21 protein-coding genes and 1 pseudogene are annotated in these 20,951 nt (G+C 69.3%); 19 read left to right on the top strand and 3 right to left on the bottom strand.

Features of this window, described 5'->3' with window-relative positions:
* The 13 genes and pseudogenes from OG417_RS12740 to OG417_RS12680 all read left to right on the top strand — a co-directional run.
* The gene (locus tag OG417_RS12740) at window positions 1–1,128 is read left to right on the top strand and encodes a CaiB/BaiF CoA transferase family protein (RefSeq protein ID WP_329254638.1); all 1,128 of its coding nucleotides are present in this window, start codon (window positions 1–3) and stop codon (window positions 1,126–1,128) included.
* Window positions 1,125–2,138 (top strand): NADPH:quinone oxidoreductase family protein, encoded by a 1,014-nt coding sequence (locus OG417_RS12735; protein WP_329254635.1) that lies wholly within the window; start codon window positions 1,125–1,127, stop codon window positions 2,136–2,138. The genes OG417_RS12740 and OG417_RS12735 overlap by 4 nt, the downstream gene beginning before the upstream one ends.
* A complete protein-coding gene (locus OG417_RS12730) occupies window positions 2,135–3,379 on the top strand; it encodes a CaiB/BaiF CoA transferase family protein (RefSeq protein ID WP_329254632.1) in 1,245 nt (414 codons plus the stop codon). The genes OG417_RS12735 and OG417_RS12730 overlap by 4 nt, the downstream gene beginning before the upstream one ends.
* Window positions 3,380–3,443: 64 nt before the next feature.
* A complete protein-coding gene (locus tag OG417_RS12725) occupies window positions 3,444–4,247 on the top strand; it encodes an enoyl-CoA hydratase/isomerase family protein (RefSeq protein WP_329254629.1) in 804 nt (267 codons plus the stop codon).
* Complete coding sequence (locus OG417_RS12720; RefSeq protein ID WP_329254626.1) at window positions 4,244–5,533, top strand: acyl-CoA dehydrogenase family protein; 1,290 nt, start codon at window positions 4,244–4,246, stop codon at window positions 5,531–5,533. The genes OG417_RS12725 and OG417_RS12720 overlap by 4 nt, the downstream gene beginning before the upstream one ends.
* Window positions 5,530–6,282, top strand: coding sequence for an SDR family NAD(P)-dependent oxidoreductase (locus OG417_RS12715; RefSeq protein WP_329254623.1), 753 nt, complete (start codon window positions 5,530–5,532; stop codon window positions 6,280–6,282). The genes OG417_RS12720 and OG417_RS12715 overlap by 4 nt, the downstream gene beginning before the upstream one ends.
* Before the next feature lie 24 nt (window positions 6,283–6,306).
* Window positions 6,307–7,200: a 3-hydroxyacyl-CoA dehydrogenase family protein gene (locus OG417_RS12710; protein WP_329254620.1), complete on the top strand. Its 894-nt coding sequence runs from the start codon at window positions 6,307–6,309 to the stop codon at window positions 7,198–7,200.
* A gap of 12 nt (window positions 7,201–7,212) precedes the next feature.
* Complete coding sequence (locus tag OG417_RS12705) at window positions 7,213–8,103, top strand: 3-hydroxyacyl-CoA dehydrogenase family protein (RefSeq protein ID WP_329254617.1); 891 nt, start codon at window positions 7,213–7,215, stop codon at window positions 8,101–8,103.
* On the top strand, window positions 8,100–8,882 hold the full coding sequence (locus OG417_RS12700) for an enoyl-CoA hydratase-related protein (protein WP_329254614.1): 783 nt from the start codon (window positions 8,100–8,102) through the stop codon (window positions 8,880–8,882). Before OG417_RS12705 ends, OG417_RS12700 begins: the two co-directional genes overlap by 4 nt.
* Entirely contained in the window at window positions 8,879–9,910 is a 1,032-nt protein-coding gene (locus OG417_RS12695) for an acyl-CoA dehydrogenase family protein (protein WP_329254611.1), read from the top strand. The genes OG417_RS12700 and OG417_RS12695 overlap by 4 nt, the downstream gene beginning before the upstream one ends.
* A gap of 444 nt (window positions 9,911–10,354) precedes the next feature.
* Window positions 10,355–11,218: a hypothetical protein gene (locus tag OG417_RS12690; RefSeq protein WP_329254608.1), complete on the top strand. Its 864-nt coding sequence runs from the start codon at window positions 10,355–10,357 to the stop codon at window positions 11,216–11,218.
* A gap of 135 nt (window positions 11,219–11,353) precedes the next feature.
* Window positions 11,354–11,557 (top strand): hypothetical protein, encoded by a 204-nt coding sequence (locus OG417_RS12685; protein WP_329254605.1) that lies wholly within the window; start codon window positions 11,354–11,356, stop codon window positions 11,555–11,557.
* A gap of 93 nt (window positions 11,558–11,650) precedes the next feature.
* Window positions 11,651–11,785, top strand: a pseudogene (locus OG417_RS12680) (SAM-dependent methyltransferase); the annotation flags it as partial.
* Between the two features lie 25 nt (window positions 11,786–11,810).
* Here OG417_RS12680 and OG417_RS12675 read toward each other — a convergent pair.
* Together OG417_RS12675 and OG417_RS12670 are read right to left on the bottom strand one after the other, a co-directional pair.
* Entirely contained in the window at window positions 11,811–11,978 is a 168-nt protein-coding gene (locus OG417_RS12675; protein ID WP_329254601.1) for a hypothetical protein, read from the bottom strand.
* A gap of 343 nt (window positions 11,979–12,321) precedes the next feature.
* Window positions 12,322–14,160, bottom strand: a complete 1,839-nt coding sequence (locus tag OG417_RS12670) for a helix-turn-helix domain-containing protein (RefSeq protein ID WP_329254598.1) — start codon at window positions 14,158–14,160, stop codon at window positions 12,322–12,324.
* Window positions 14,161–15,022: 862 nt separating this feature from the next.
* Between OG417_RS12670 and OG417_RS12665 the strand changes: the two genes are divergently transcribed.
* The 4 genes from OG417_RS12665 (at window position 15,023) to OG417_RS12650 (ending at window position 18,031) form a co-directional block, all read left to right on the top strand.
* The gene (locus OG417_RS12665) at window positions 15,023–15,340 is read left to right on the top strand and encodes a hypothetical protein (protein WP_329254595.1); all 318 of its coding nucleotides are present in this window, start codon (window positions 15,023–15,025) and stop codon (window positions 15,338–15,340) included.
* Window positions 15,341–15,722: 382 nt separating this feature from the next.
* Window positions 15,723–16,007, top strand: a complete 285-nt coding sequence (locus tag OG417_RS12660; RefSeq protein ID WP_329254592.1) for a hypothetical protein — start codon at window positions 15,723–15,725, stop codon at window positions 16,005–16,007.
* A gap of 227 nt (window positions 16,008–16,234) precedes the next feature.
* Window positions 16,235–17,419, top strand: a complete 1,185-nt coding sequence (locus tag OG417_RS12655) for an FxsB family cyclophane-forming radical SAM/SPASM peptide maturase (RefSeq protein ID WP_329254589.1) — start codon at window positions 16,235–16,237, stop codon at window positions 17,417–17,419.
* A 201-nt stretch (window positions 17,420–17,620) separates the two neighbouring features.
* Window positions 17,621–18,031, top strand: coding sequence for a GNAT family N-acetyltransferase (locus OG417_RS12650; RefSeq protein ID WP_329254586.1), 411 nt, complete (start codon window positions 17,621–17,623; stop codon window positions 18,029–18,031).
* 556 nt (window positions 18,032–18,587) lie between these two features.
* Here OG417_RS12650 and OG417_RS12645 read toward each other — a convergent pair.
* On the bottom strand, window positions 18,588–19,229 hold the full coding sequence (locus tag OG417_RS12645) for a winged helix-turn-helix transcriptional regulator (RefSeq protein ID WP_329254582.1): 642 nt from the start codon (window positions 19,227–19,229) through the stop codon (window positions 18,588–18,590).
* Window positions 19,230–19,297: 68 nt separating this feature from the next.
* Here OG417_RS12645 and OG417_RS12640 point away from each other — a divergent pair, with 68 nt between their 5' ends.
* Window positions 19,298–20,173, top strand: coding sequence for an SDR family oxidoreductase (locus OG417_RS12640; RefSeq protein WP_329254579.1), 876 nt, complete (start codon window positions 19,298–19,300; stop codon window positions 20,171–20,173).
* 137 nt (window positions 20,174–20,310) lie between these two features.
* Window positions 20,311–20,907 (top strand): dihydrofolate reductase family protein, encoded by a 597-nt coding sequence (locus OG417_RS12635; protein WP_329254576.1) that lies wholly within the window; start codon window positions 20,311–20,313, stop codon window positions 20,905–20,907.
* Window positions 20,908–20,951: the final 44 nt, after the last annotated feature.

The following is a 20,951-nucleotide window of genomic DNA, read 5'->3' as shown; positions in this document are numbered from 1 at the left end:
TTGACCGGCCCACTGGACGGCGTGCGGGTCGTCGACTTCACCACGCTGCTTCCCGGGCCGCTGGCCGGGCTGATCCTGGCCGCCGCGGGCGCCGAGATCATCAAGATCGAGCGGCCGGAGAGCGGGGACGAGATGCGTTCCTACCTCCCGCGGGTGGGCTCGACCAGCGCCAACTTCGCGCTGCTCAACCAGGGCAAGCGCAGCGTCGCCGCCGATCTGAAGGACCCGCGGCAGGCCGCCGCGGTCCGCGAGCTGGTTGACACGGCGGACGTACTGATCGAGCAGTTCAGGCCGGGGGTGATGGACCGGCTGGGTCTGGGCTACGCGGACCTCGCCGAGCGCAACCCCGCCCTGGTGTACTGCTCGATCAGCGGGTATGGGCAGCACGGCCCGCGTGCCGGTCAGGCCGGGCACGATCTCAATTACGCCGCGGAGACCGGGCTGCTGGACCTTGCCCGCGACTCCACCGGCGCCCCCGCCGTCCCGCCGGCGCTCATCGCCGACATCGCGGGCGGCGCGTACCCGGCGCTGATCAACATCCTGCTCGCGCTCCGCTCCCGCGACCGGACGGGGCGGGGCACGCACCTGGACGTCTCGATGGCGTCCAACCTGTTCCCGCTCCAGTACTGGGCGCTGGCCACGGCCGGGGCGACGGGACGGTGGCCCCGGCCGGGTGGAGAGCTGGTCACCGGGGGCAGCCCCCGCTACCGGCTCTATCGCACCGCCGACGGCGGCTGGCTGGCTGCGGCACCGCTGGAGCAGCGGTTCTGGGAGCGGTTCTGCGAGCTGATCGGGCTGCCGGAGCGGTTCCGCGCCGACGATGCCGACCCCGAGGCCACCATCGCCGAGGTCGGCCGGTGTGTCGCGGCGCACGGCACCGCGCATTGGAGGAAGGCGATCGAGGGCCTGGACGTGTGCGTCAGCGTCGTGACTTCGCTCGAGGACGCCGTCGCCGATCCTCAGTTCGCCGGCCTGTTCGCCGGTGCCGGCGAGGCACGGAGCGACGGCCGGTCCGTTCCCGCGCTGCCGCTCCCGCTCTCGGACGGCGTGCGCGGTGATCTCGGTTCCGGGGTCCCCGCGCTCGGTGCCGACACCGGCCTGCTCGGCCTCGGGGAGGGGGACGAATGACGGTGCGCGCCGTCCAGGTCCATGCCTTCGGGGCGCTCGCGGACGTGGTCGTCGAGGACGTGCCGTCGCCGGAGCCGGGCCCCGGCGAGGTGGTGCTCGACGTGCATGCCAGCGGGCTGAACTTCCCCGATCTGCTGGTCGTCTCCGGCCGGTACCAGGTGCGTCCGCCGCTGCCGTTCAGTCCCGGCAAGGAGGTCGCGGGCGTGGTCGTGGAAGCCGCGCCGGACGTCGTGTCCCCGCGACCAGGGCAACGGGTCATGGCCCAGCTGGAGTACGGCGGCTATCGCGAACGGGTGGCCGTTCCGGCGGAGCTGTGCGTGCCCGTCCCGGACGGCATGTCATGTGCGGAGGCCGGTGGGTTCGGCCTGGTGCACCTGACGGCCCACGCCGCCCTGGTACGGCGGGCGCGGCTGCGAGCGGGCGAGATCGTCCTGGTCACGGGCGCGGGCGGCGGTGTCGGCGGCGCGACCGTCGGGCTCGCCAAGGCGCTGGGCGCGACCGTGATCGCGGTGGCGCGGGACGAGCGCCGCCGCGCCGCCTCACTCGGCCAGGGAGCCGACCACGCGCTGATGGCCGATCCGGCGACGCTGCGGGACCAGGTCCGCGAACTGACCGGCGGGCACGGCGCCGACGTGGTGGTCGAGTCGGTCGGCGGGGACCTGTTCGCGGCGTGCCTGCGCTGCGTCGCCTGGGAGGGACGGCTGGTCGTGGTCGGCTTCGCGGGCGGCGACATCCCGTCCGTCAAGGCGGGACATCTGCTGGTCAAGAACATCGGGGTGCTCGGCCTGCAGGCCAGCGACTACCGGGACAGGGAGCCCGCGTATATGCGCGAGGTCCTGGTCGAACTGCTCGCGCTGCGCGTCAAGGGCGCGTTGCGAGCTCCGGTGGAGGCGGTGTTCCCGCTGGAGAAGGCGGCCGAGGCGCTGGCCGGGCTCGAACGCGGCGGGCTGACCGGGCGGCTGATTCTGGGCCGCCGGGCGTGTGGCTGCGGCGAGGAATTGGAAAGGTGACAAGGGTGATAACACGACCCAAATCGGACGGTGGTCCGCTCGCCGGGATCCGGGTGGTGGACCTGTCCACCTCCTATGCGGGACCGACCGGGACGATGTACCTCGCCGACATGGGCGCGGACGTCATCAAGGTCGAGCGTCCCGGGCACGGCGACGACGCACGGGCCTGGGGGCCGCCGTTCCGCGGGGCGGACTCGGCGTGGTTCCACTCGGCGAACCGTGGCAAGCGCAGCATCGCGATCAACCTGCGCGGCGACGGCGGACGCCGGGTGCTCGACCGGCTGCTGGAGAAGGCCGACGTGCTGGTCGAGAACCTCAACCCCGCCAAGCTGGAGTCGCTCGGCCTCACCCCGAAGGCCGTCCGCGCCCGGCATCCGCACCTGGTGTACTGCGCCATCTCCGGTTTCGGGCTGACCGGACCGGACTCCGACCTGCCCGGGTACGACCTGGTCGCCCAGGCCAGATCCGGTCTGATGAGCGTGACGGGCGCTGCGGACGGCACCCCGCAGCGGGTCAGCACCGCCCTGTCCGACATCGTCACCGGCCTGATGGCCGCGTTCACGATCACGGCGGCGCTGCGCGAGCGGGACCGCACCGGCACCGGACGACTGGTCGAGGTGTCGCTGTTCGAGACCGACCTGGCGCTGATGGCGCCGCGCATCGCCGCGTTCCTGGCCGGTGAGCCCGAGCCCCGTCCCAGTGGCGGAACCGACTCGGTGCTGGCCGTCTACCAGGCGTTCGAGACCTCCGACCGGCCGATCGTGGTGGCCGTCGGCAGCGACGCGATCTGGCGCCGGTTCTGCTCGGTCACCGGGCTGGACGACCTGGCCGCCGACCCGTCCCTGGCCGACAACGCGGGACGGCGCGCGGGACGCCCGCGCATCCTGCCGCTGATCGCCGGGCGGCTGGCCAGGCGTCCCGCCGCGCACTGGCTGGACACCTTCGCCGAGGCCGGCGTGCCCGCCGCGCCGATCCGCTCGCTCTCGGAGGTGGTGGACGACCCGCACGTCAAGGCCCGCGCGGCCATCCAGTCCCTGGCAACGGAGGACGGGACGGTGGACGTGGTCGCGTCCCCATGGCGAATGGAGCCGCGTCCCGCCCTCCCGGACCCCGCCACGGTCGGCCCGGTCGGTGGCCACACCGTGCAGATCCTGCGCGGCCTTGGGTTCACCGCCGAGGAGATCGGCGAGCTCACCGCGACCGGCGCGGTCGCGGTGCCCGAGGAAAAGGAGAGCGCATGACCGAGCGAAGCGAGGGAATCAACAGGCACGCCCCAGTGGTCACCCCTCCGACGAAGGAGGGCACATGACCCTGCTGACGGAGCGGCGGGACGCGACGCTGTGGCTCACGCTGAACCGTCCCGGCGTCCACAACGCGCTGAACGCCGAACTGCTCGGACGACTGGACGACGCGCTGGACGAGGCGGCCGCCGACACCGGCGTGCGCGCGATCGTCCTGACCGGGGCGGGAACCAAGGCCTTCTCCGCCGGCGCCGACCTCGGCGAACTGGCCGGGCTGCCCGCCGAACGGGCGCACCAGGTGCTGGCACGCGGCGGCAGGATCGTCGGCCGGCTCGAACGCTCGCCCGTCCCGGTGATCGCAGCGGTCGGCGGACTCGCCCTCGGTGGCGGTTTCGAACTGGCGCTGGCCTGCTCGTTCATCGTGGCGGCTGAGCGTGCCTCATTCGGCCTTCCCGAGACCGGGCTCGGCCTGATACCCGGCTACGGCGGCACCCAACGACTGCCGCGGCTCATCGGCAGGCAGGCCGCTCTGCACGCGATCCTGACCGGCGAGCGGATCACCGCGGACCGCGCCTACGGTCTGGGGATGGTGGCCGTCCCGCCCGTCCCGCGTGAGGACCTGGACGCCACGGCCGAGCGGATCGCCGCCACGGTCGCGAGCCGCGGACCGCACGCGTCCGGACGAGTGCTCGAGGCCGTCGCCTCCGGCCTGGACTCGTCGCTGGAGGCCGGGCTCCGGCTGGAGACGGGACTGGCCGCGCTCTGCGTCGCCGATCCGGAGGCCGCGGAAGGCATCGCGGCCTTCCGCGAGCATCGCGCCCCCGCCTTCACCACGCCCGCTCTCACCGGCGAGGAGGCCGAGCGGTGAACGAGGAACTGCTGCCCGGCTTCGCGCCCGCCGACCCGTCCCTGCTGGATGAACCGCTGACCGACCGGCTGCTGGGCGAGGCGGAACACGCCGTTCGCGGGCGGGTCAGGGACATCGTGGCCAAGGATGTGGCGCCGCGTGCCGCCGAATGGGACCGAACGGGCGAGTTCGCCGGGGACGGATACCACGCGCTGGCGTCCGCCGGTCTCGCCGGGCTGATCTTCCCGCCCGCCTACGGCGGCAGCGGATCGTCCACCCTGGCCTACGCGGTCGCGATGGAGGAGATCGCGGCGGCCTGCGGCTCGACCGCGCTGATCTACATGACCCAGACCCATGCGGGCTATCCGATCCTGATCGCCGGCACCGAGGAGCAGCGGCGCCGGTACCTGCCGGCGCTGTGCGCCGGGACCGCGTACGGGTCGCTGGCGATCTCCGAACCCGAGGCCGGGTCGGACGTGGCCGCGATGCGTACCACGGCGCGGCCGGACGGCGACGGCGGCTACATTCTGGACGGCGGCAAGACGTTCATCACCACCGGCGACCGTGCCGATGTGATCGTCTGTTTCGCCACCGTCGACCGGTCGGCGGGGCGCCGCGGCATCACCGCGTTCCTCGTCCCCGGTGACGCTCCGGGGCTGACCCGCGGCCGTACGCTCGCCAAGCTCGGCATGCACGGATCCAGCACCGCCGAACTGTTCTTGGAGAACCTGCGGCTTCCCGCGTCCGCCCGCCTAGGCGCCGAGGGCGAAGGCTGGTCGCTGTCGATGCGCTCGGTCGTCAAGTCGCGGATCAGCGCGGGCGCGCAGGGCCTCGGACTGGCGCGCGGCGCGTACGCCGTCGCACTGGGCTGGGCGCGAGCCACCGGCGCGCTGGGACGCGGCGGACGCCAGGACGTCGAGTTCCACCTCGCCGACCTGCGCGCCCGCATCGCATCCGCCCGCCTGCTGCTCTACTCGGTCGCGGCCCAGGTGGACGAGGACGAGGAGGCGGCCGCCGCCGGGATCGCGATGATGAAGTTCACCTGCACCGACCTGGCCATGGCCGCCGCCGACGAGGTGACCGACCTGCTCGGCCCGCTCGGCGACCTGGCGGAGATGGGCGCCGAGCGGCGGCTGCGCGAGGCCAAGGTCACGCAGATCTACGACGGCACCAACCAGGTGCAGCGACTCCTCTTGGGCCGCGACACCGCCCGCCGCGTCGAGAAGGGCGTCATGACCGCACGACGCGACGGCAGGGGCGCGACTCTTGCCGGCGGGCGTGGGGGAACCCATAAGGAGACGTCATGAGTCCGCTGAAGGGTCAGACCGCGATCGTCACCGGCGGCGGGCAGGGGCTCGGCGAGGCCGTCGCCCTGGCCCTGGCCGAAGCGGGCGCCGACGTCGCCGTCGCCGGCCGGACCCCGTCCACCCTGGAACGGGTCGCCGCGAAGATCGAGAAGCTGGGACGGCGCGCGCATGTGGCGCGTACCGACATCACCGACACCACCGAGGTCGACCGCATGGTCGCGTCGGTCGTGGACGCGTTCGGCAAGCTCGACATCCTGGTGAACAACGCGGGGATCCTGCACAACGCGAACGTCCTCGACACCACCGACGAGCAGTGGGACGCGGTCGTCGCCACCAACCTGCGCGGCACGTTCCTCGCCACTCGGGCAGCCGGGCGGACGATGGTCGCCCAGGAGTCGGGGCGCGTCATCAACATCGCGTCGAACTTCGCCTACAAGGGCGTCCCCGGGTTCGCGTCCTACTCGGCGTCCAAAGCGGCGATCATCGCTTTCACCAGGACCGTCGCGGTGGAGTGGGCCCGGCACGGCGTGCAGGTCAACGCGCTGGCCCCGGGGTACTTCGCGACCGACATCAACGCCGCCGCCCGCGCCGACGCGCGGACCGAGGAGCGCATCAGGCGGCAGATCCCGGCCGGGCGGATGGGCGAGCCGGACGAGCTCGGCCGCTGGGCGGTACTGCTGGCCGACCCCACCACCCGGTTCATCACGGGCGAGACCATCGTGATCGACGGAGGGCAGCTGGCGAAATGATCAAAATTCCGAACGAGGGGGAAGGTGACACCTGACGTGGTCGAGAACGAACGCCTCACGGTGGGGGTGCTCGGCGCCGGGACCATGGGCGTCGGCATCGCCTCGGTCATGGCACGGGCCGGGCATCCGACGATCGTCCGCGACGTCGACGACGACCGGGTCGCCGGCGGCCTGTCCGGCGTACGCGAGTTCCTGGACCGCAGCGTAGAGCTGAAGAAGCTGGACGCGAGGACGCGCGACACCGCCCTGGCGGGCCTGTCCGGCACTACACGGCTGGAGGACCTGTCCGGCTGCGACGTGGTGGTCGAGGCGATCTTCGAGGACACCGCGCTGAAGGCCGAGACCTTCGGCGCACTCGACGAGATCGTCCGTCCGGACACGCTGTTGCACACCAACACCTCGACGCTGTCGGCCACCGCGATCGCGGCCGGATCGCGGCATCCCGAGCGGGTCGTCGGCACCCACTACTGCAACCCGGCGCCGCTGATGAAGCTGGTCGAGGTGGTGAAGGCGCGACAGACCGGCGACGACGCCTACCGTCGCACGCTGACGTTCCTGGAAGGCCTCGGCAAGACGACCGTGACCACGGCCGACGTCCCGGGGTTCATCGTCAACCGGTTCCTCATCCCGTTCGAGAACGAGTGCATCCGCGCGCTGGCGGCGGGTCTGGGCACGGTGGAGTCGATCGACACCGCGGTGACCAAGGGCCTGCGCTACCCGATGGGCACCTTCCGGCTGCTGGACATCGTCGGCCTGGACATCCACAAGGCGGTCGCCACCAGCCTTTACGACCAGCTCCGCGACCCGCGATTCTTTCCGCCGCCCCTGGTCGACCAGATGATCGCCGCAGGCGATCTGGGGCGCAAGACCGGACGCGGCTTCTACACCTACGAGCGCGCCGGGCTCTTCGGCAGCTGAGCGGGAGGGATCATGGCACAGACTCAGAAAACGACCGTGGCCGTGCTCGGCTTCGGCACGATGGGCGCCGGCATCGCGCAGGTCGCCGCGCAGGCGGGGCATCAGGTGACCGTCCTGGACCGCACCGGGGAGCTGCTGGAGGCGGGGCGGCGGCGGGTGGCCGGTTTCCTGGATGGCGGCGTACGCCGAGGGAAGATCGACAAGGCCGGGCGGGATGCCGTCCTGGAGCGGATCACCGGAAGCACCGAGGTCTCCGCCCTGGCAGGGGCGGGCTTGGTGATCGAGGCCGTCGCCGAGGAGCACGCGGTCAAGGTCGAACTCCTCACCCAGGTCGCCGAGGCGGTCGGCGAGGACGCGTTGATCGCCACCAACACCTCGGCGCTGTCGGTGACGGCACTGGCCGCCTCCGTCCCCCGCCCGGAGCGGTTCGGCGGCCTGCATTTCTTCAACCCGGCGCCGATCATGCCGCTGGTGGAGGTCGTGCGGGCGGTGCGGACGAGCCCGGAGACCGTCGCGGCCCTCACGGCGTTCGCCGAGGCAGCGGGCAAGTCGCCGATCGTGGTCGAGGACCGGCCGGGCTTCCTGGTCAACCGGCTGCTGATGCCGTACCTGAACGACGTGATCCAGGCCTACGACGACGGGCTGGCCACCGCGGAGGACATCGACACCGCGCTCGAACTCGGCCTCGGCTACCCGATGGGCCCGCTCAAGCTCCTCGACCTGATCGGGCTCGACGTCCACGAGCACGCGACCGAGGCGGCCTACGCGGCCACTCGGGACCCGATGCTGTCGGCCCCGCCCCTGCTGCGGCGCATGGTCGAGGCCGGACGGCTCGGCGACAAGACCGGCCACGGCTTCCACGTCCGCCCCGAACACGACGCGCAAGGAGAGACCACGGCATGAGCGAGTACGACGACATCCTGCTCGACGTCGCGGACGGCGTCGCCACCATCACGATCAACCGTCCGGAGCACGGCAACAAGTTCACCGATCACACGGCGCTCGAACTCGCGGACGTCCTGCGCCGCTTCCGAGCCGAGCCGGACTGGCGGGTGGCGGTGCTGACCGGGTCGGGAGAGAAGTTCTTCTGCATCGGCGGCGAGCACGACAAGCCCGTCAGCAGGCACGACTACTCCCAGGTCATGCCGATCGTGGACGTGTACGAGCTGATCGACACCGTGGCCAAGCCGGTGCTGGCCGCGGTGAACGGCTTCGCGGTCGGCGGCGGCCACGTGCTCCACGTTGTCTGCGACATCTCGATCGCGTCAGAGAACGCGGTGTTCCGGCAGGTCGGGCCGAGCGTCGGCAGCTTCGACCCCGGCTATGGCACCTGGTACCTGGAGGACACGATCGGGCGCAAGCGCGCCAAGGAGATGTGGTACTTCAACCGGAAGTACACCGCCGCCCAGGCCCTGGAGATGGGCCTGGTGAACGAAGTCGTGCCCGCTGACCGGCTTCGCGAGCACGTCCACGGGCTGGCGATCGAGCTGCAGCGCCGGGGGCCCGGCGCGCTGGCGGCGCTCAAGACCGCGTTCTCCGCGCGCAACCACGGCGTGTCCGGTCAAGCGCGGCTGGGCCACGACCAGCTCCTCACCTACTACCTGACGACGGAGGAGCACGAGGAGATGTCCGCGTCGTTCGCCGAGCGCCGGTCACCGAACCCGGAGAGGTTCTTGCGATGACGACGTTCGCGACCCCAGCACTGGATCCCGACCTGCGGACCTTCGCCGACACGATCGCCGATTTCGCACGCGAGCGCCTGGCCACGGCCGTACGTGCGGCCGAGGAGTCCGACACGCCCTCCGCCGATCTGTTCGCACGCCCCGCCGAGCAGGGCCTGTGGACACTGGGCGCGGACGAGCGGCACGGCGGCGGTGGTGCCGATCCGCTCGCCCTTGTGCTCGCGGCGGGCAACGCGGCGACCACGGCCCCGGCCGTGGCCGCCGCCATGGGCTCGGTCCACGGCGCGCTGCACGCCGTCCGAGACGAGGACACGGCCGCGCTAATCGCAGGCGACGGCCTCCCGGCCGTCCCCATCGACACCGCCGACCCGCTCACATCCCTGAAGATCACCCCCACGGGCGACGGCGCAATGATCAACGGGACGGCCGCGCGGGTCGAGGGAGCCGGAGAAGCCTCCGCCTTCGTCGTCGTGGACGCCGAGGCCGGCGCGCTCATAATCGATCCGGCGGCCTGCCGGTTGAGCCAGCCGATCGCCCGTACCGGTCTGCGTGGATGGGCACCCCGGACGGTCACCTTCACCGAGGTCACCTGCGCGGCCGTCCTCCCAGCGACACCCGAACGGAGCAGGGAGACCCGGGCGCTGCTGCTGGGCGCGGCGGCGGCCGGCGTGGCGTCCTCGGCCGCCGCCGCGGCGCGCGGCTACGTCGTCACGCGTCACCAGTTCGGCGCGCCCATCGCCGACCTGCCCGCCGTGGCGGCCCTCACCGCCGAGATGGAGCAGGACGCACACGCCTGCGCCGTCGAGATGATCGAACTCGCCGGTGCCATTGCCGCGTCGGCGCCGTGGTTCCAGCCGTCCCCGGACGCGGCCAGGGCGTGCGCCCAGCGCTGCGCCCGTACCGCCGTACGTGTGGCCGAACGCGCCATCCAACTCCACGGAGGCTACGGCTACCTTCGCGAATATCCCGTAGAGCGTGCGCTGCGCGACGTCGTCACCCTACGTGCTCTCATCGCCGCCATTCCCTGAGGACTGCGCCGACGTTCCCCTCGACGGGCGGCGGGTGGTGGTGAACGTGCGGGTGCATCGGCTCGCCTGCCGGGACTGGCGGTGCCCGCGCCGGACGTTCCGGGAACAGATTTCTGAGGTGCTGGAGCGTTAGCAGAGGCGAACAGTCCACCTGGCCGCCCAAGTTGGAACAGTCAGAGCCGAATCAGTCCTCGGCATCAGCCAGTAGTCCTCGCCCTAGCCTGCCCGCCTCAGGAGGCCCGGTCGATAGCGCGGGGAGTCGGTTTGGGGATTGCGGCGACGTCTTCGGCGGCTTGGCGGGCCAGGTCGGGCCGGACGGAGGTGTCGAGCTCGCGTTCCACCGCAGCTGACGCCGAACGACGGCATGTCCATCAGTCACCAGAGTTACGCAGAGCCGCTTTTCATCTGGTCGCACGAACCCGAGCGGCGGGCCAGGATGGCCGCATGTCAGAGTACGAATTGCGCCGGCGCATGGGCGATCGGCGTTTTTGGACCGATTACTTCGGGGCGACCTTCGAGGGGGCGGAGAGATATCCGGAGCTGGCGGATATCTCGCTGTCCTTTCCGGTCGATGACGAGTACGGCCTGGTCTTGGAGATGCGCGAGATCGAGTTCCGCGCCCTGATGCTGCGGTGCCCTGAGGCGGCAGAGCCGGCCTGCATCGCTTACCTCGATGAGGCGCATCCGATGCCGCTGGGCCTGCGCTGGACCGAGCTTGACTTGATCGGCCGGTGCGCGGCTTGGGACACCCCCGGCCTGCCGCACCCGGGTGTGGCGGTGGCCCTGCTCGCGCCGTTCATCCCGATCGTGGAGGGTGATGATGCCGGCATGGCCATTGCGCTCCTGCAGGCTGCGTTGCGCCACATCGCCGAGGCCGCCGACCCGTACGGGGAATTCGGGACCGCGAGCGCCGCCGGGCTGCCCGACCGATACGTGCAGACCTTCATGGAGTTGTGTGACCTCCGCGACGCCGACCTTTACTGGCGGCACGACCCGGACGCGGGCTGGTATCTCGACCAAAAGTCACACGGCGATCGCACGCTCTACTCTTACCGGAAGCTCTCCAACCTCGATTTCCCCTTCGCGGAGCTGAAGGCCTGTGAGGCGCGCGCCCGACGTCGGCTCGCCGACGCGCCCGATCCGGCCTGGCGTACCCCCGATGTGGTCAAGCTGCTCGGTGACATCACCGCAACCGGCGACCTAAGCGCCACGGGTTCCCTGCTCACGGCGCTCCGTAAGGCGGGTTGCGACAACGCAACCGTGCTGGCCGCGCTGGCCGAGCCGGTGATACCCGTGCAGGCGTGCTAGGTGATTGAGACGCTCTCTGGTGCGGAGCCGGGCAGCCTGATCCGACGCCACTTCAGCCCGGCCACCTGGCGACCTCGGCCCCGGCACACGCTCCACATCGTGGGCGAACCGAGCACGCTGGGTCCACTCAGCTCGGTGCTGCACGAGCTGGGTCTCGGCAGGGCCGACATCGGGGGCTACGACGGCAAGGACTTCACGCTCGAGATCGAGCTGCGAGGCGAGCTCGACGTGGCGATGGCGCGCCTCGCCCGGTTGTTCGACGAACACGGCTTTCAAGCCCCGGCCGAAGCGACCTTGAAGACGCCTCCGCACACTACGTTTCCCTGGCCTCACCAGTAGCGAAGATCTCCTTGGCCCTCCACCCGGGGCGGTGGTTGATGTTAGCCAGCGACTCCTGGGGTTACGGGCTAGCCAGATCGCCGCGGCCATGACGAGGTGACGCGGTTCTTGGGAGACGTCGAGGTGCTGGAGCCGGGGCTGGTTCAGTATCCGCAGTGGCGTCCGGACCCGGACGCCCGGCCCTCCGGGCCGGTATCGGCCTGGTGCGCGGTCGCACGCGAACCCTGAACCAACCGTGCTGGGGGTCCCGCCGTCACGGCATGTTGATCAGCACGATGCCGATGAGGACGGTCATGGCGGCCACGGCGCGCTTGATGCCGAAGCGTTCGCCGAGGAAGACCGTGTCGGTGACCGCTCCCACGATGATGCTGGTCTCCCGGAGGGCGGCGATGGGAGCCAGGCGCCGCGTGTCTGCGCCCACAGGACGAGGCCGTACGCGCCGACACGACACCGCCCGCGATCCCGGCGGCCAGCGACGGCCGTAGCTGCGCCGGCCGGTCGCGTTTGCGCCGGATGAGGGCGAGCATCGGCAAGACCGGCCCCTGCAGGAGGAACAGCCGGCCGCTGTACGCCATGTCGGAGCCTGGTGGACGCCCACACCGTCCACGACCGTGTACCCAAGATCATCAGGCCGGTGCCGAACGCGGCGCTGAGTGCGCTCAGCGATGCGCGCGCGGCTCGGGCGGCCTGTCTCGTCAACGGGACGGCGAGCGTCCCGCACCGCCACGATGGCGTGCCGGTCCTCCGGTTTTCGGCGAGTCGCCTCACACGTCGTGCACTCTCAGGGCGAACCACATCTCGTAGCGCGCCGACGGGCCGCTCAGCAGCGAGTGCCCGATGATCTCCTCGATGCGCGTCAGTCGTTTGCGCGCGCCTGGAACCGAGATGCCGAGCGCCGACGCCGTCGCGTCGAGGCCGGCATTGTTGTCCAGCCACACGCGCAATGTGTTCATGAAGAGTTCGGGGTCCCGTCTGAGCAGCGGCGTCACCTGAATGCCGGCCCACCGGCGCACATCGGGATCATCGAGTACCGCCTCCAGGGTCGGTGGGCCGCCGTCTTCTCCTGGTCCGTCGAGGATGTGCAGGGCGAGGTAGAACTTCGACTGCGTCTCGATGTCATCCAGCGGGTGACCGAGCAGGTGCTCGATGTGCCGTAGCCGTGCGGCCAGCGTGTTGCGGTGGATCTTCAGTTGCCGCGCCGCGCCGCCGTAGAAGTCCAGCCAGGAGCGGAGGGTGGTGATCAACTCCGCGGAGTCGGGGTCCTGCGCCCGGTGCGGCCGGTAGGCCGTGAGCGGCTCGAGCGTCGACCTCGCCCACTCGTGCCCCCGGGAGCGCACCAGGGCCACGAGGTCTCCGCGCGGGCTGAACCGGGCGAAGCGGCCGGCGTTCCCCTGCGCCACCGCGAGCGCGTGGAACGCCTGGGTGTATCCCGACGCCATCTCCCGGAGCGCCACGGTGGTGCTGCCGCCGACGTCGACGTTCACTTGGCCGGCATAGACCTGGAGCACGTCTCCGACCTCGTCCACCTCGTCCGTGACCGGGGCGAGGATGATGATGTGCCCGACGTAGACCGGACACCGTATGATCCAGGCCCGGCCACCCGACGCCCGCTCGCAGTGGGCCACCAACCGGTCCCGATCGTCCGGCGGGCCGGCCATCACATAGACCCGGATCCGCTCGGACAGACTCGGGCCGAGCGCTCCGGCGACGCGCCGGGCGGCCTGGACGTTGCCGGTCATCAGCAGTTGGAGCACCACTTCTCTGATGCGCGTGTCCGCCAGGTCGGCGCGTCGCTGCCGACGGCTGAGATCGTCCACGCGCCAGCACAGTGCGAGTAGCCGCGAGACGTCCGTGACGAGTTCCCGCACGGCCGGAGAGAACCGCTCCTTCCGCACCACGACGAGCGTGGCACCCGTCTCATCCCCACCGATCGACTGGACGTGCACGACGCAGTCTTGAAGGTCGGCGGCGGCGGCCCGTATCTCGCGGGTCACGACCCGCTCGATCTCGGTCGCCGCCTCCTGGAGAACGTCGGCGGGAAGCTCCGGGAAGGCGTGCAGCGGCGCGCCCTCCTGGCCGAGCAGAACGGCGCTTCCCCCGACCTGCCGTGCCAGCCGCCGCAGGAGACGCTTCAAGCCATCCGGCCGGGTCGACTCACGCTGCATCTCGCGCAGTTCGACACCAGTGTGTCTCGTGGCGGGTTCCCGCTCCTTCCGAATAACTCTCATCGCCCGCATCCATACCTGGGAGGGGTCCTCCTGCGCGATCAGCAACGCGATCCCGTGGCAACGCGCCAGCACCCGCAGAGCATCACTTTCGAGCGAGCCGGCTCCGGAGGACCCCGTCGCCAGGACCACGCCCGCGGCATCCGCCCGGACGGCCTGCCGTACGGCGGCCTCGATCCGGTCCTGCGGCGGCTCGCCGGACAGCGACACGATCACCAGGACCCGGCGAAAGGCGTCCGCGTCGATTTGGGACCAGCCGGCCAGGTCAACGGCGGAGACGATGAACGCCGACTCCACCACGACCGCGTCCGTGGCTTCTCCCCCGAGCGGCCACGGCCCGAGCGCGGACTGCTTCACGAGCGCACTGAGCGTGAGCACGTCACCACCACTTTCTCGTTCCCGGCGGTTCCACGGCACCGCGGCATCGAACGCCCCTCTTATAGACCCGGGCCCGAGCCAGAATTAATCGGTCGGACAGCGAATATTCCGCTCTTCCCAGAGATCGAATATGTGTTCGTGCACCGTGGCGGTGGGCCTCCATCGACCGCTCGGCCTGACCCGGCACTTTGAAACCGGACGGCCGCGTCACTGTGCAAGATGATTCTGGTTCGGCGTCCGCCGCGCTCCCTAGCCTGCGAGCGAGCCGATGTTCACTTGAGCAGGGAGAACGCCTTCGGGGATATTCATCAGGCCGGGTGACGTGGAAACGGCATTTCTGGAACCGGGGAGCAGAGGCGATCGAGCCTCATGCGTAGCGACAATCTCATTCAGATCGTGCGGCGACCTTGGCGCATTCGTGGATGATGCCGTCGAGGCGCTGGTTTTTGAGTCGATCTGAATTCGCGGGGAGACGGGGTTTCCGGCGTAGCCGGCTTGCCATGCGGTCCGCAGCGGCAGGCCGGCTGGTCCGCCTGGATACGGAGCAGCACCTCAGCCCCGCGATGGTGCGGACCGCCTGCGGGAAACCCGCGCCCGCAGCGGTGTTACTGGAGGTCCGCCCGATCGAGTCCAGTGAGAGTGGCGAGCAGGGCGGACCCCGTCGGGGCGAAGCCGAATCAAGGCTTCGTGTGTAGAGAAAGGAACTCTTATGAAGAGCATCGTTGTTTTCCTGTCCGCAGTCGGCGTTGTCGCTCTCGCCGGATGCTCGGCGTCGGCGGACAAACCCACCGCGGTTCAGTCCTCCGAGCCGGGGAAAGCAGCCGGAAAGGGCGCCGCCTCGAAGCCGGTTCCGATCAAGCTGGTGGCGAAAAGGGCGAAGGCGTCCAAGAGCGTGCTGTCCAGCGGCCACCCGTTGTCGTGTGTGAAGGTAATGGTCGTCAACCAGACCAAGAAGAAGCTTGAGGTGAACCCCCTCTACTTCTCGCTCACCGACACGGGCGGCACGAAGCACGATGTCTCGGACGCGCTGGGGCAGTACGAACACGAGATCGGCACGACGACGCTGGCGCCGCGGGAGAAGGCCACGGGGCTGGTCTGCGGCGAGGGCCGGTTCACGCCGAAGGTCGTGGCCATGACCAACCCGCTGTTCTCCGAAGCCGCCCGCGCCGAGGTCGCCTGAGAGACCGGAGGGCCGGACGGAGGCCGGCGGCGGGGAGCCCGCCCCGGCCAGGCCCTCACACGGGCCTATCCGGCGCCCGGCAACGCGGGCCACGGCGCATGCGCGCACGCGGCGAACAGGCGTACGGCGCCGGTCGCGGTCTGGACGACTTTCTGTCGCTGGCTCAGCATTCTCTTACCCGGTGATCGGCATCACTGTGCAAAACCAATCTGGTCACGTATGGAAGGCCACGCCTACGGTCGGGCGCGTGGCGGTGTCCAGTGCCAGGCGATCCTCAGGGCGGCTGCGCGCCGCCGGTGGGAGGGGCGTTCACCGGCGGCGGATTTCGTCGCCGTATTCAGTTGGAGGGCACCACACGACCATTCCTCGGTGAAGGAGATTCATGGAAAAGAAGCGCAAGTCCGTCACGACGTCCGGCGTTGCCGTCGCCGCTACCATCGTGGCTGCCGCGGTGGCCGGCCTTACGCAACCGGCCGATGCGTCGAGCGCGTCGGCCAATGAGGCTAATCCATCGATCAGCGTCTCCGACGTATCGCAGGAGGCCCTTGCTTCGATCGGTCAGTCCGCCCTCGCCCAGGCCATCGGTCGTCACCGGGACACCACGGTAAGACCTATGGGCAGCTTCAACAGCGCCATGGCGCCCACTGAGCACAAAACGGTCCAATGACGATCGCGGGCGCGCACAACAGCACACTGACAACGGCGATCAACTGATCAACCGACGCCGGTTCCCCACGATCGCGCACGACATCGTCAGCCTGACGAGTTCCTAGCGAAACAAACCCCGGACGACGGCGCCAACACGTCGTCCGGGCACTCCCAATACACCTGGAGTGTTCATTGCCAGTCAATCCAGTAGATCTCCTCAGGCGGTCGGAATGGCCCGATGGAGTCGTGCGTGTCGATGAGCTCGAGAACTCAGGTTGGCGACCGGTCCCATTCCAATGCTTTGTGCTCAAAGTGCAGAGCAGGTGCAACCTGTCCTGTGACTACTGCTACCTCTATGAGATGGGCGACCAATCCTGGCGGCGTAGCTCGAAGGTAATGAGCGACGAGGTGATCGACCTCACCGCCCACCGGATCGGCGAGCACGCCCACACCCACGACGTGCCACTGGTCGACGTCGTCCTGCACGGCGGCGAACCCTTGCTCGCCGGAGCCGAGACGCTCGCTCGGGTGGCGACATCGGTACGCCGTGAGGCGGCTGCGGCCACGCAGGTACGCTTCACCGTTCAGACCAACGGGACGCTCTTGAGTGACGTCATGCTGGAGGTCCTCGCCGAGCACGATATCAACGTCGCGGTCAGCATCGATGGCGATGCCGAAGCGAACGACCGCCATCGCCGATATGCCGACGGCCGTGGCAGTCACGAAGCCGTGGTAAAGGGTCTGAACGCGCTTCGTACGCCCGGCTACCGACATTTGTATTCGGGGCTGCTGTGCACGATCGACCTCGACAACGACCCGGTGAGGACCTACCGTTCGTTGCTCGAACACGAGCCGCCGGGGATGGACTTCCTGCTCCCTCACGGCAACTGGAGCGCGCCACCTCCGGGGTGGAAGGACGACCCGGGCTCCACGCCGTACGGAGATTGGCTGATCGCGGCTTTCGACCAGTGGTACGGCGCCTCCACGCAGCAAACAGCGGTTCGCCTCTTCCAGGACACCCTGAGCCTGTTGTTCGGAGGTCACGCCGTCTCCGAGCAGATCGGGCTGGATCCCGCCGACGTGGTCGTGGTCGACACGGACGGCCTTGTCGAGCAGGTCGACACGCTCAAGTCCGCGTACGACGGTGCTTCGGCCACCGGGCTTTCGGTCCGCGACGCACCCTTCGACGCGGCGCTGCGCCTTCCTGCGATGGCGGCCCGCCAATTGGGCGTCGCGGCCTTGAGCGACGCCTGCCGCGGGTGCGCGGAGCGGGAAATATGCGGTGGCGGCTACTATACACACCGATACCGCGAGGGCAGCGGGTTCCGGAATCCGACAATTTACTGCGCTGACATGCTGCGTTTCGTCGGCCATGTTCGCGCGCGGATCAGTGCGGACGTCGCGCGGCTGAGCGGCGGCGGCACCGCCTGAGAAGGAATCCTGATGTTTCACGGATCGAGTGAGCGTGAAGCTCTGTTCGGCCGCCTTTCTATGTTCTTTCGGTCGCCGCGAAGCCGTAGCGTCGTCGACGCGACCGGCGTGCGGATAAGCCGGGTGATGCCAGAAGATGCGCCAGGAATACTACGCGTCCACGTAGCAGCCTCTCACCATTCGTTCGCGAGGGTGAAAGGAATGGATCAGGTCGCTCTCGGCAAGTTCATTACGGGCCTGGCGGCCCGCAAGGAGCCGTACTGGAAGGAAGCGGTGCTTGGCGAGAGCTGGCCGGTCGCCCGGTCGGGTACGAACGTCGTGGGGTTTTGCCAGATCGCCAGGAAGGAGGCAGATCAGTCCGCGATGATCGGGGGTCTGTACGTCGATCCCGAATACCACCGGACCGGGCTCGGACGGAGACTCGTTGACACGGCGTTGAACGGGCTGAACCGGCCAGTGACCGTTTATCTGGATGTCGCCAAGGACACGGATGCACCCGCCTTCTACCGGCGGTACGGTTTCACGCCGGACGGGGTCGTCGAGACCCCTCAACCGCTCCGCGATTCCGGGATCAACATTCCGTTCATCAGCATGAAGCTCGAACTTTCTTGATCTGGACGTCCCCATGTGAGGACGACCGCAGCCGCCTCGCCGGTTCCCCGCCGGTCATCGCCCGGGCGGCGGCCGTACCGGGCAGTCCGGCAGTGTCCTGAGCAGGTCGGAGAGCCGGCGCGCGTTCCTCGTCGCGGGCGGTCCACTCGTCACCGCGCTCGTGAAAGCGGACCTCCGCCAGGTCGGCGGTGGCCGCGATCACGCATCACCCCGAATCTTCTTGCCTCCCACATCGGCGGCAGCGCACTGCTCGGCCATGCATGGGCTCCACGTTTGAGCGCCAGGCCCGACCATCTCAGGGGTATGGCCGGGCCCGGCGCTCTGGGGGGAGGGGGGACCGGGGGTCCTGAAACGGGGACGAGGCGAGCGTCATCGCGGTCAGGGAGCCCGCGCCGGTGGGTACGCCTGCCGCCGACACTGCGGATCCCCTCTCATCGCCCGTCTCTACAAGTACAGGCCCGGGTGCGAACCGAAACTTATCGGTCGCCAGCAGAAAATTTGGGCGCGCATCTCCGAACCCCTTCCTGCGCGCCTCATCGGCCGGCGCGGCGCGAGGTCACGACGCGTCGAGGGCGTCCAGCAGCCGGTAGAGGGCGTTGTGATCACCTGTGGTCTCCAGCCGGTCGTCGAGCTCACCGGCGGGGTGTCCGTTGATCACCAGGGCTTTGAAGGTGGCGGCGTCGGTCCGGAGCGCGGCGTCCGGCCGGGCCGGTTCGCCTCGCCGGATGGTGAGGTCGCCGTCGACGACGTCGAGAGTGAACAGGTCTTCACCGAGGTCGACCAGGAAAGTGGCGTTCAGCCCGTCCAGCTTGGCGGGGCGCAGGTGGCTCTGCAGGGCGAGCATGAGCGAGTCGGTGCCGAGTGTCATCGTCGTCTCCCTGGCCGGGGTCCGGCGGCCCCAGCGCCCGAGCCGTACGAGGATCGGCTGCAGTTGCCGTCCCCAGTCGGTGAGCTCGTAGACGTACGCCCGGGTCGGCGGGCCGAGCTTGCGACGTTGAATCACCTCGCCCTGCTCCAGGTCGCGAAGCCGTTGGGAGAGCACGGTGGGGCTGGCGCCAGGCAGGCCGCTCTGCAGGTCGCTGTAGCGCTTGGGGCCGAAGAGGAGTTCCCGGACGATCAACAGTGCCCAGCGTTCGCCGATCAGGTCGAGGGCGCGAGCGGCGGCGCACGGGTCGCCGTAGGTGCGGGCCGTGGTCATGCCAACATGCTACACAGTTCAGACAAGTAACTTGTTTTTATGTAGTAGTGACTCCTATAGTCGTAGCCATGATTCTTGTTACCGGCGCGACGGGCCTCACCGGATCGGCGATCATTCGTGAGTTCGCCCGGCAGGGCGCTCCCGTCCGAGCGCTGTTCAGAAACCCCGACAAAGCCCGGCAGTTCCGCGGGCTGGTGGGCGTGGAGCTGGTCCAGGGCGACATGCTGCGCCCCGAGTCGCTGACCGAGGCCTTTCGCGGCGTCGAGCGAGTCCTCATGATCTCCTCGCCCGAGGAGCGGATGGTGGAGACGCAATCCGTTTTCGTCGACGCGGCCAAAGCCGCGGGCATCCCCCACATCGTGAAGCTCTCCGGCAAGGAGTCCGGCATCGGGTTCGACGCCGACAGGTTCCAGGGCACCCGCGAGCATGAGGAGATCGAGCGGTACCTCGAAGCCTCCGGCCTGGCCTGGACCCACCTGCGTCCGAGCCAGTTCATGAACCGCTACCTGCCGGGAGCCCTCACCGGCGTGGACCCCGGGCGACGGGAGCTTCGCCTGCCGATCGGCGACATCAGGCTTTCACCCGTCGACACCGAGGACATCGCCAAGGTCGCCGTCGGACTGCTGCGCTCCGAGGGCCACGAGGGCAAGGCGTACGACATGACCGGCCCCGAGGCGCTGTCGATGAAGGAGGTCGTCGAGCACATCTCCGACGCCACGGGCACCGACTTCCGGTACGTGGAGGTCGGTCTCGAGGACAAGCTGCAGGAGTTCAGGGACGGAGGAGTGCCCGAACCCGCCGTACGGATCGTCGAGCAGCAGCTCGTCGAGCGCGCCCGCCACCCCGAGTCCCACGTACGCCTCGAAGCCCACCGTGCGTTCGGTGTGGAGCCCACGAGCTTCGCCGAGTTCGCGCGGCGCAACGCCAAGGCGTTCCTCGGCTGAAATCCGGCGACCGTAGAGGGGAAGCGCTCCCGCCGGGAGCACTTCCCCTGACGTACGCGCGCTCGGCGTACCGGCCATGGAGCGGAACAGGCGTGTCGAGCACCACAATCGTTGGAGAAATCGGAAAGGATTGTCCCGTGCGCAAACTCATCTTGCAGATGCAGACCTCGGTCGACGGGTACGTGTCGGCCGCACAAGAAGACCTTGACTGGCAGGTCTGGAACTGGGGGCCCGACTGGAACTGGGACCCCGCACTACGGGAGTACTTCAACTCGGTCTTCGACAACGTCGGCACGATTCTGCTGAGCCGTCCCATGATCGAAGAAGGCTATCTCGACCACTGGCGCCGGACGGCCGAACAGCACACCGGCGATCCCGAATACAGATTCGCGCGCAAGATCACTGATGTCGAGAAAGTCGTGGTGACCAGCAAGAGGTTGAGCTCCAGGTGGGACAAGACGACGATCGCCAACGGCGACCTCGGTGATGTCGTCCGGAAGATCAAACAAGGCGATGGTTCGAACATCATCACCTTCGGCGGGACCCGATTCGCCGAATCGCTGATCAGACATGGCCTGCCCGATGAGCTTCAGCTATTCGTCAACCCTACGGCCGTGGGTGCGGGAGGCTCCATTTTCGGCAGTGCGCAGAACAACGGCCTGCGGCTCGCTCATATCGCTTCCCAGGCGTACGCTTGCGGCATCGTTGTCAACCGGTACGCGTTGAAGAACTGAATCCACACCCCGCACGGTCCATCACGTCCTCGATCGTGGTGCCG

This window comes from Actinoallomurus sp. NBC_01490 (genome assembly GCF_036227085.1).
Classification (GTDB): domain Bacteria; phylum Actinomycetota; class Actinomycetes; order Streptosporangiales; family Streptosporangiaceae; genus Actinoallomurus; species Actinoallomurus oryzae.
The sequence above is the reverse complement of the archived record's forward strand: the minus strand, read 5'-3'. Positions and strand labels throughout refer to the sequence as shown.

What these genes read in the sequence shown, in the direction of transcription:
- OG417_RS12715 (WP_329254623.1), top strand. Translation starts at nt 5,530, where the DNA reads ATGAGTCCGCTGAAGGGTCAGACCGCGATCGTCACCGGCGGCGGGCAG.
- OG417_RS12690 (WP_329254608.1), top strand. Translation starts at nt 10,355, where the DNA reads ATGTCAGAGTACGAATTGCGCCGGCGCATGGGCGATCGGCGTTTTTGG.
- OG417_RS12705 (WP_329254617.1), top strand. Translation starts at nt 7,213, where the DNA reads ATGGCACAGACTCAGAAAACGACCGTGGCCGTGCTCGGCTTCGGCACG.
- OG417_RS12660 (WP_329254592.1), top strand. Translation starts at nt 15,723, where the DNA reads ATGGAAAAGAAGCGCAAGTCCGTCACGACGTCCGGCGTTGCCGTCGCC.
- OG417_RS12735 (WP_329254635.1), top strand. Translation starts at nt 1,125, where the DNA reads ATGACGGTGCGCGCCGTCCAGGTCCATGCCTTCGGGGCGCTCGCGGAC.
- OG417_RS12645 (WP_329254582.1), bottom strand. Translation starts at nt 19,229, where the DNA reads ATGACCACGGCCCGCACCTACGGCGACCCGTGCGCCGCCGCTCGCGCC.
- OG417_RS12640 (WP_329254579.1), top strand. Translation starts at nt 19,298, where the DNA reads ATGATTCTTGTTACCGGCGCGACGGGCCTCACCGGATCGGCGATCATT.
- OG417_RS12695 (WP_329254611.1), top strand. Translation starts at nt 8,879, where the DNA reads ATGACGACGTTCGCGACCCCAGCACTGGATCCCGACCTGCGGACCTTC.
- OG417_RS12725 (WP_329254629.1), top strand. Translation starts at nt 3,444, where the DNA reads ATGACCCTGCTGACGGAGCGGCGGGACGCGACGCTGTGGCTCACGCTG.
- OG417_RS12700 (WP_329254614.1), top strand. Translation starts at nt 8,100, where the DNA reads ATGAGCGAGTACGACGACATCCTGCTCGACGTCGCGGACGGCGTCGCC.
- OG417_RS12650 (WP_329254586.1), top strand. Translation starts at nt 17,621, where the DNA reads ATGGATCAGGTCGCTCTCGGCAAGTTCATTACGGGCCTGGCGGCCCGC.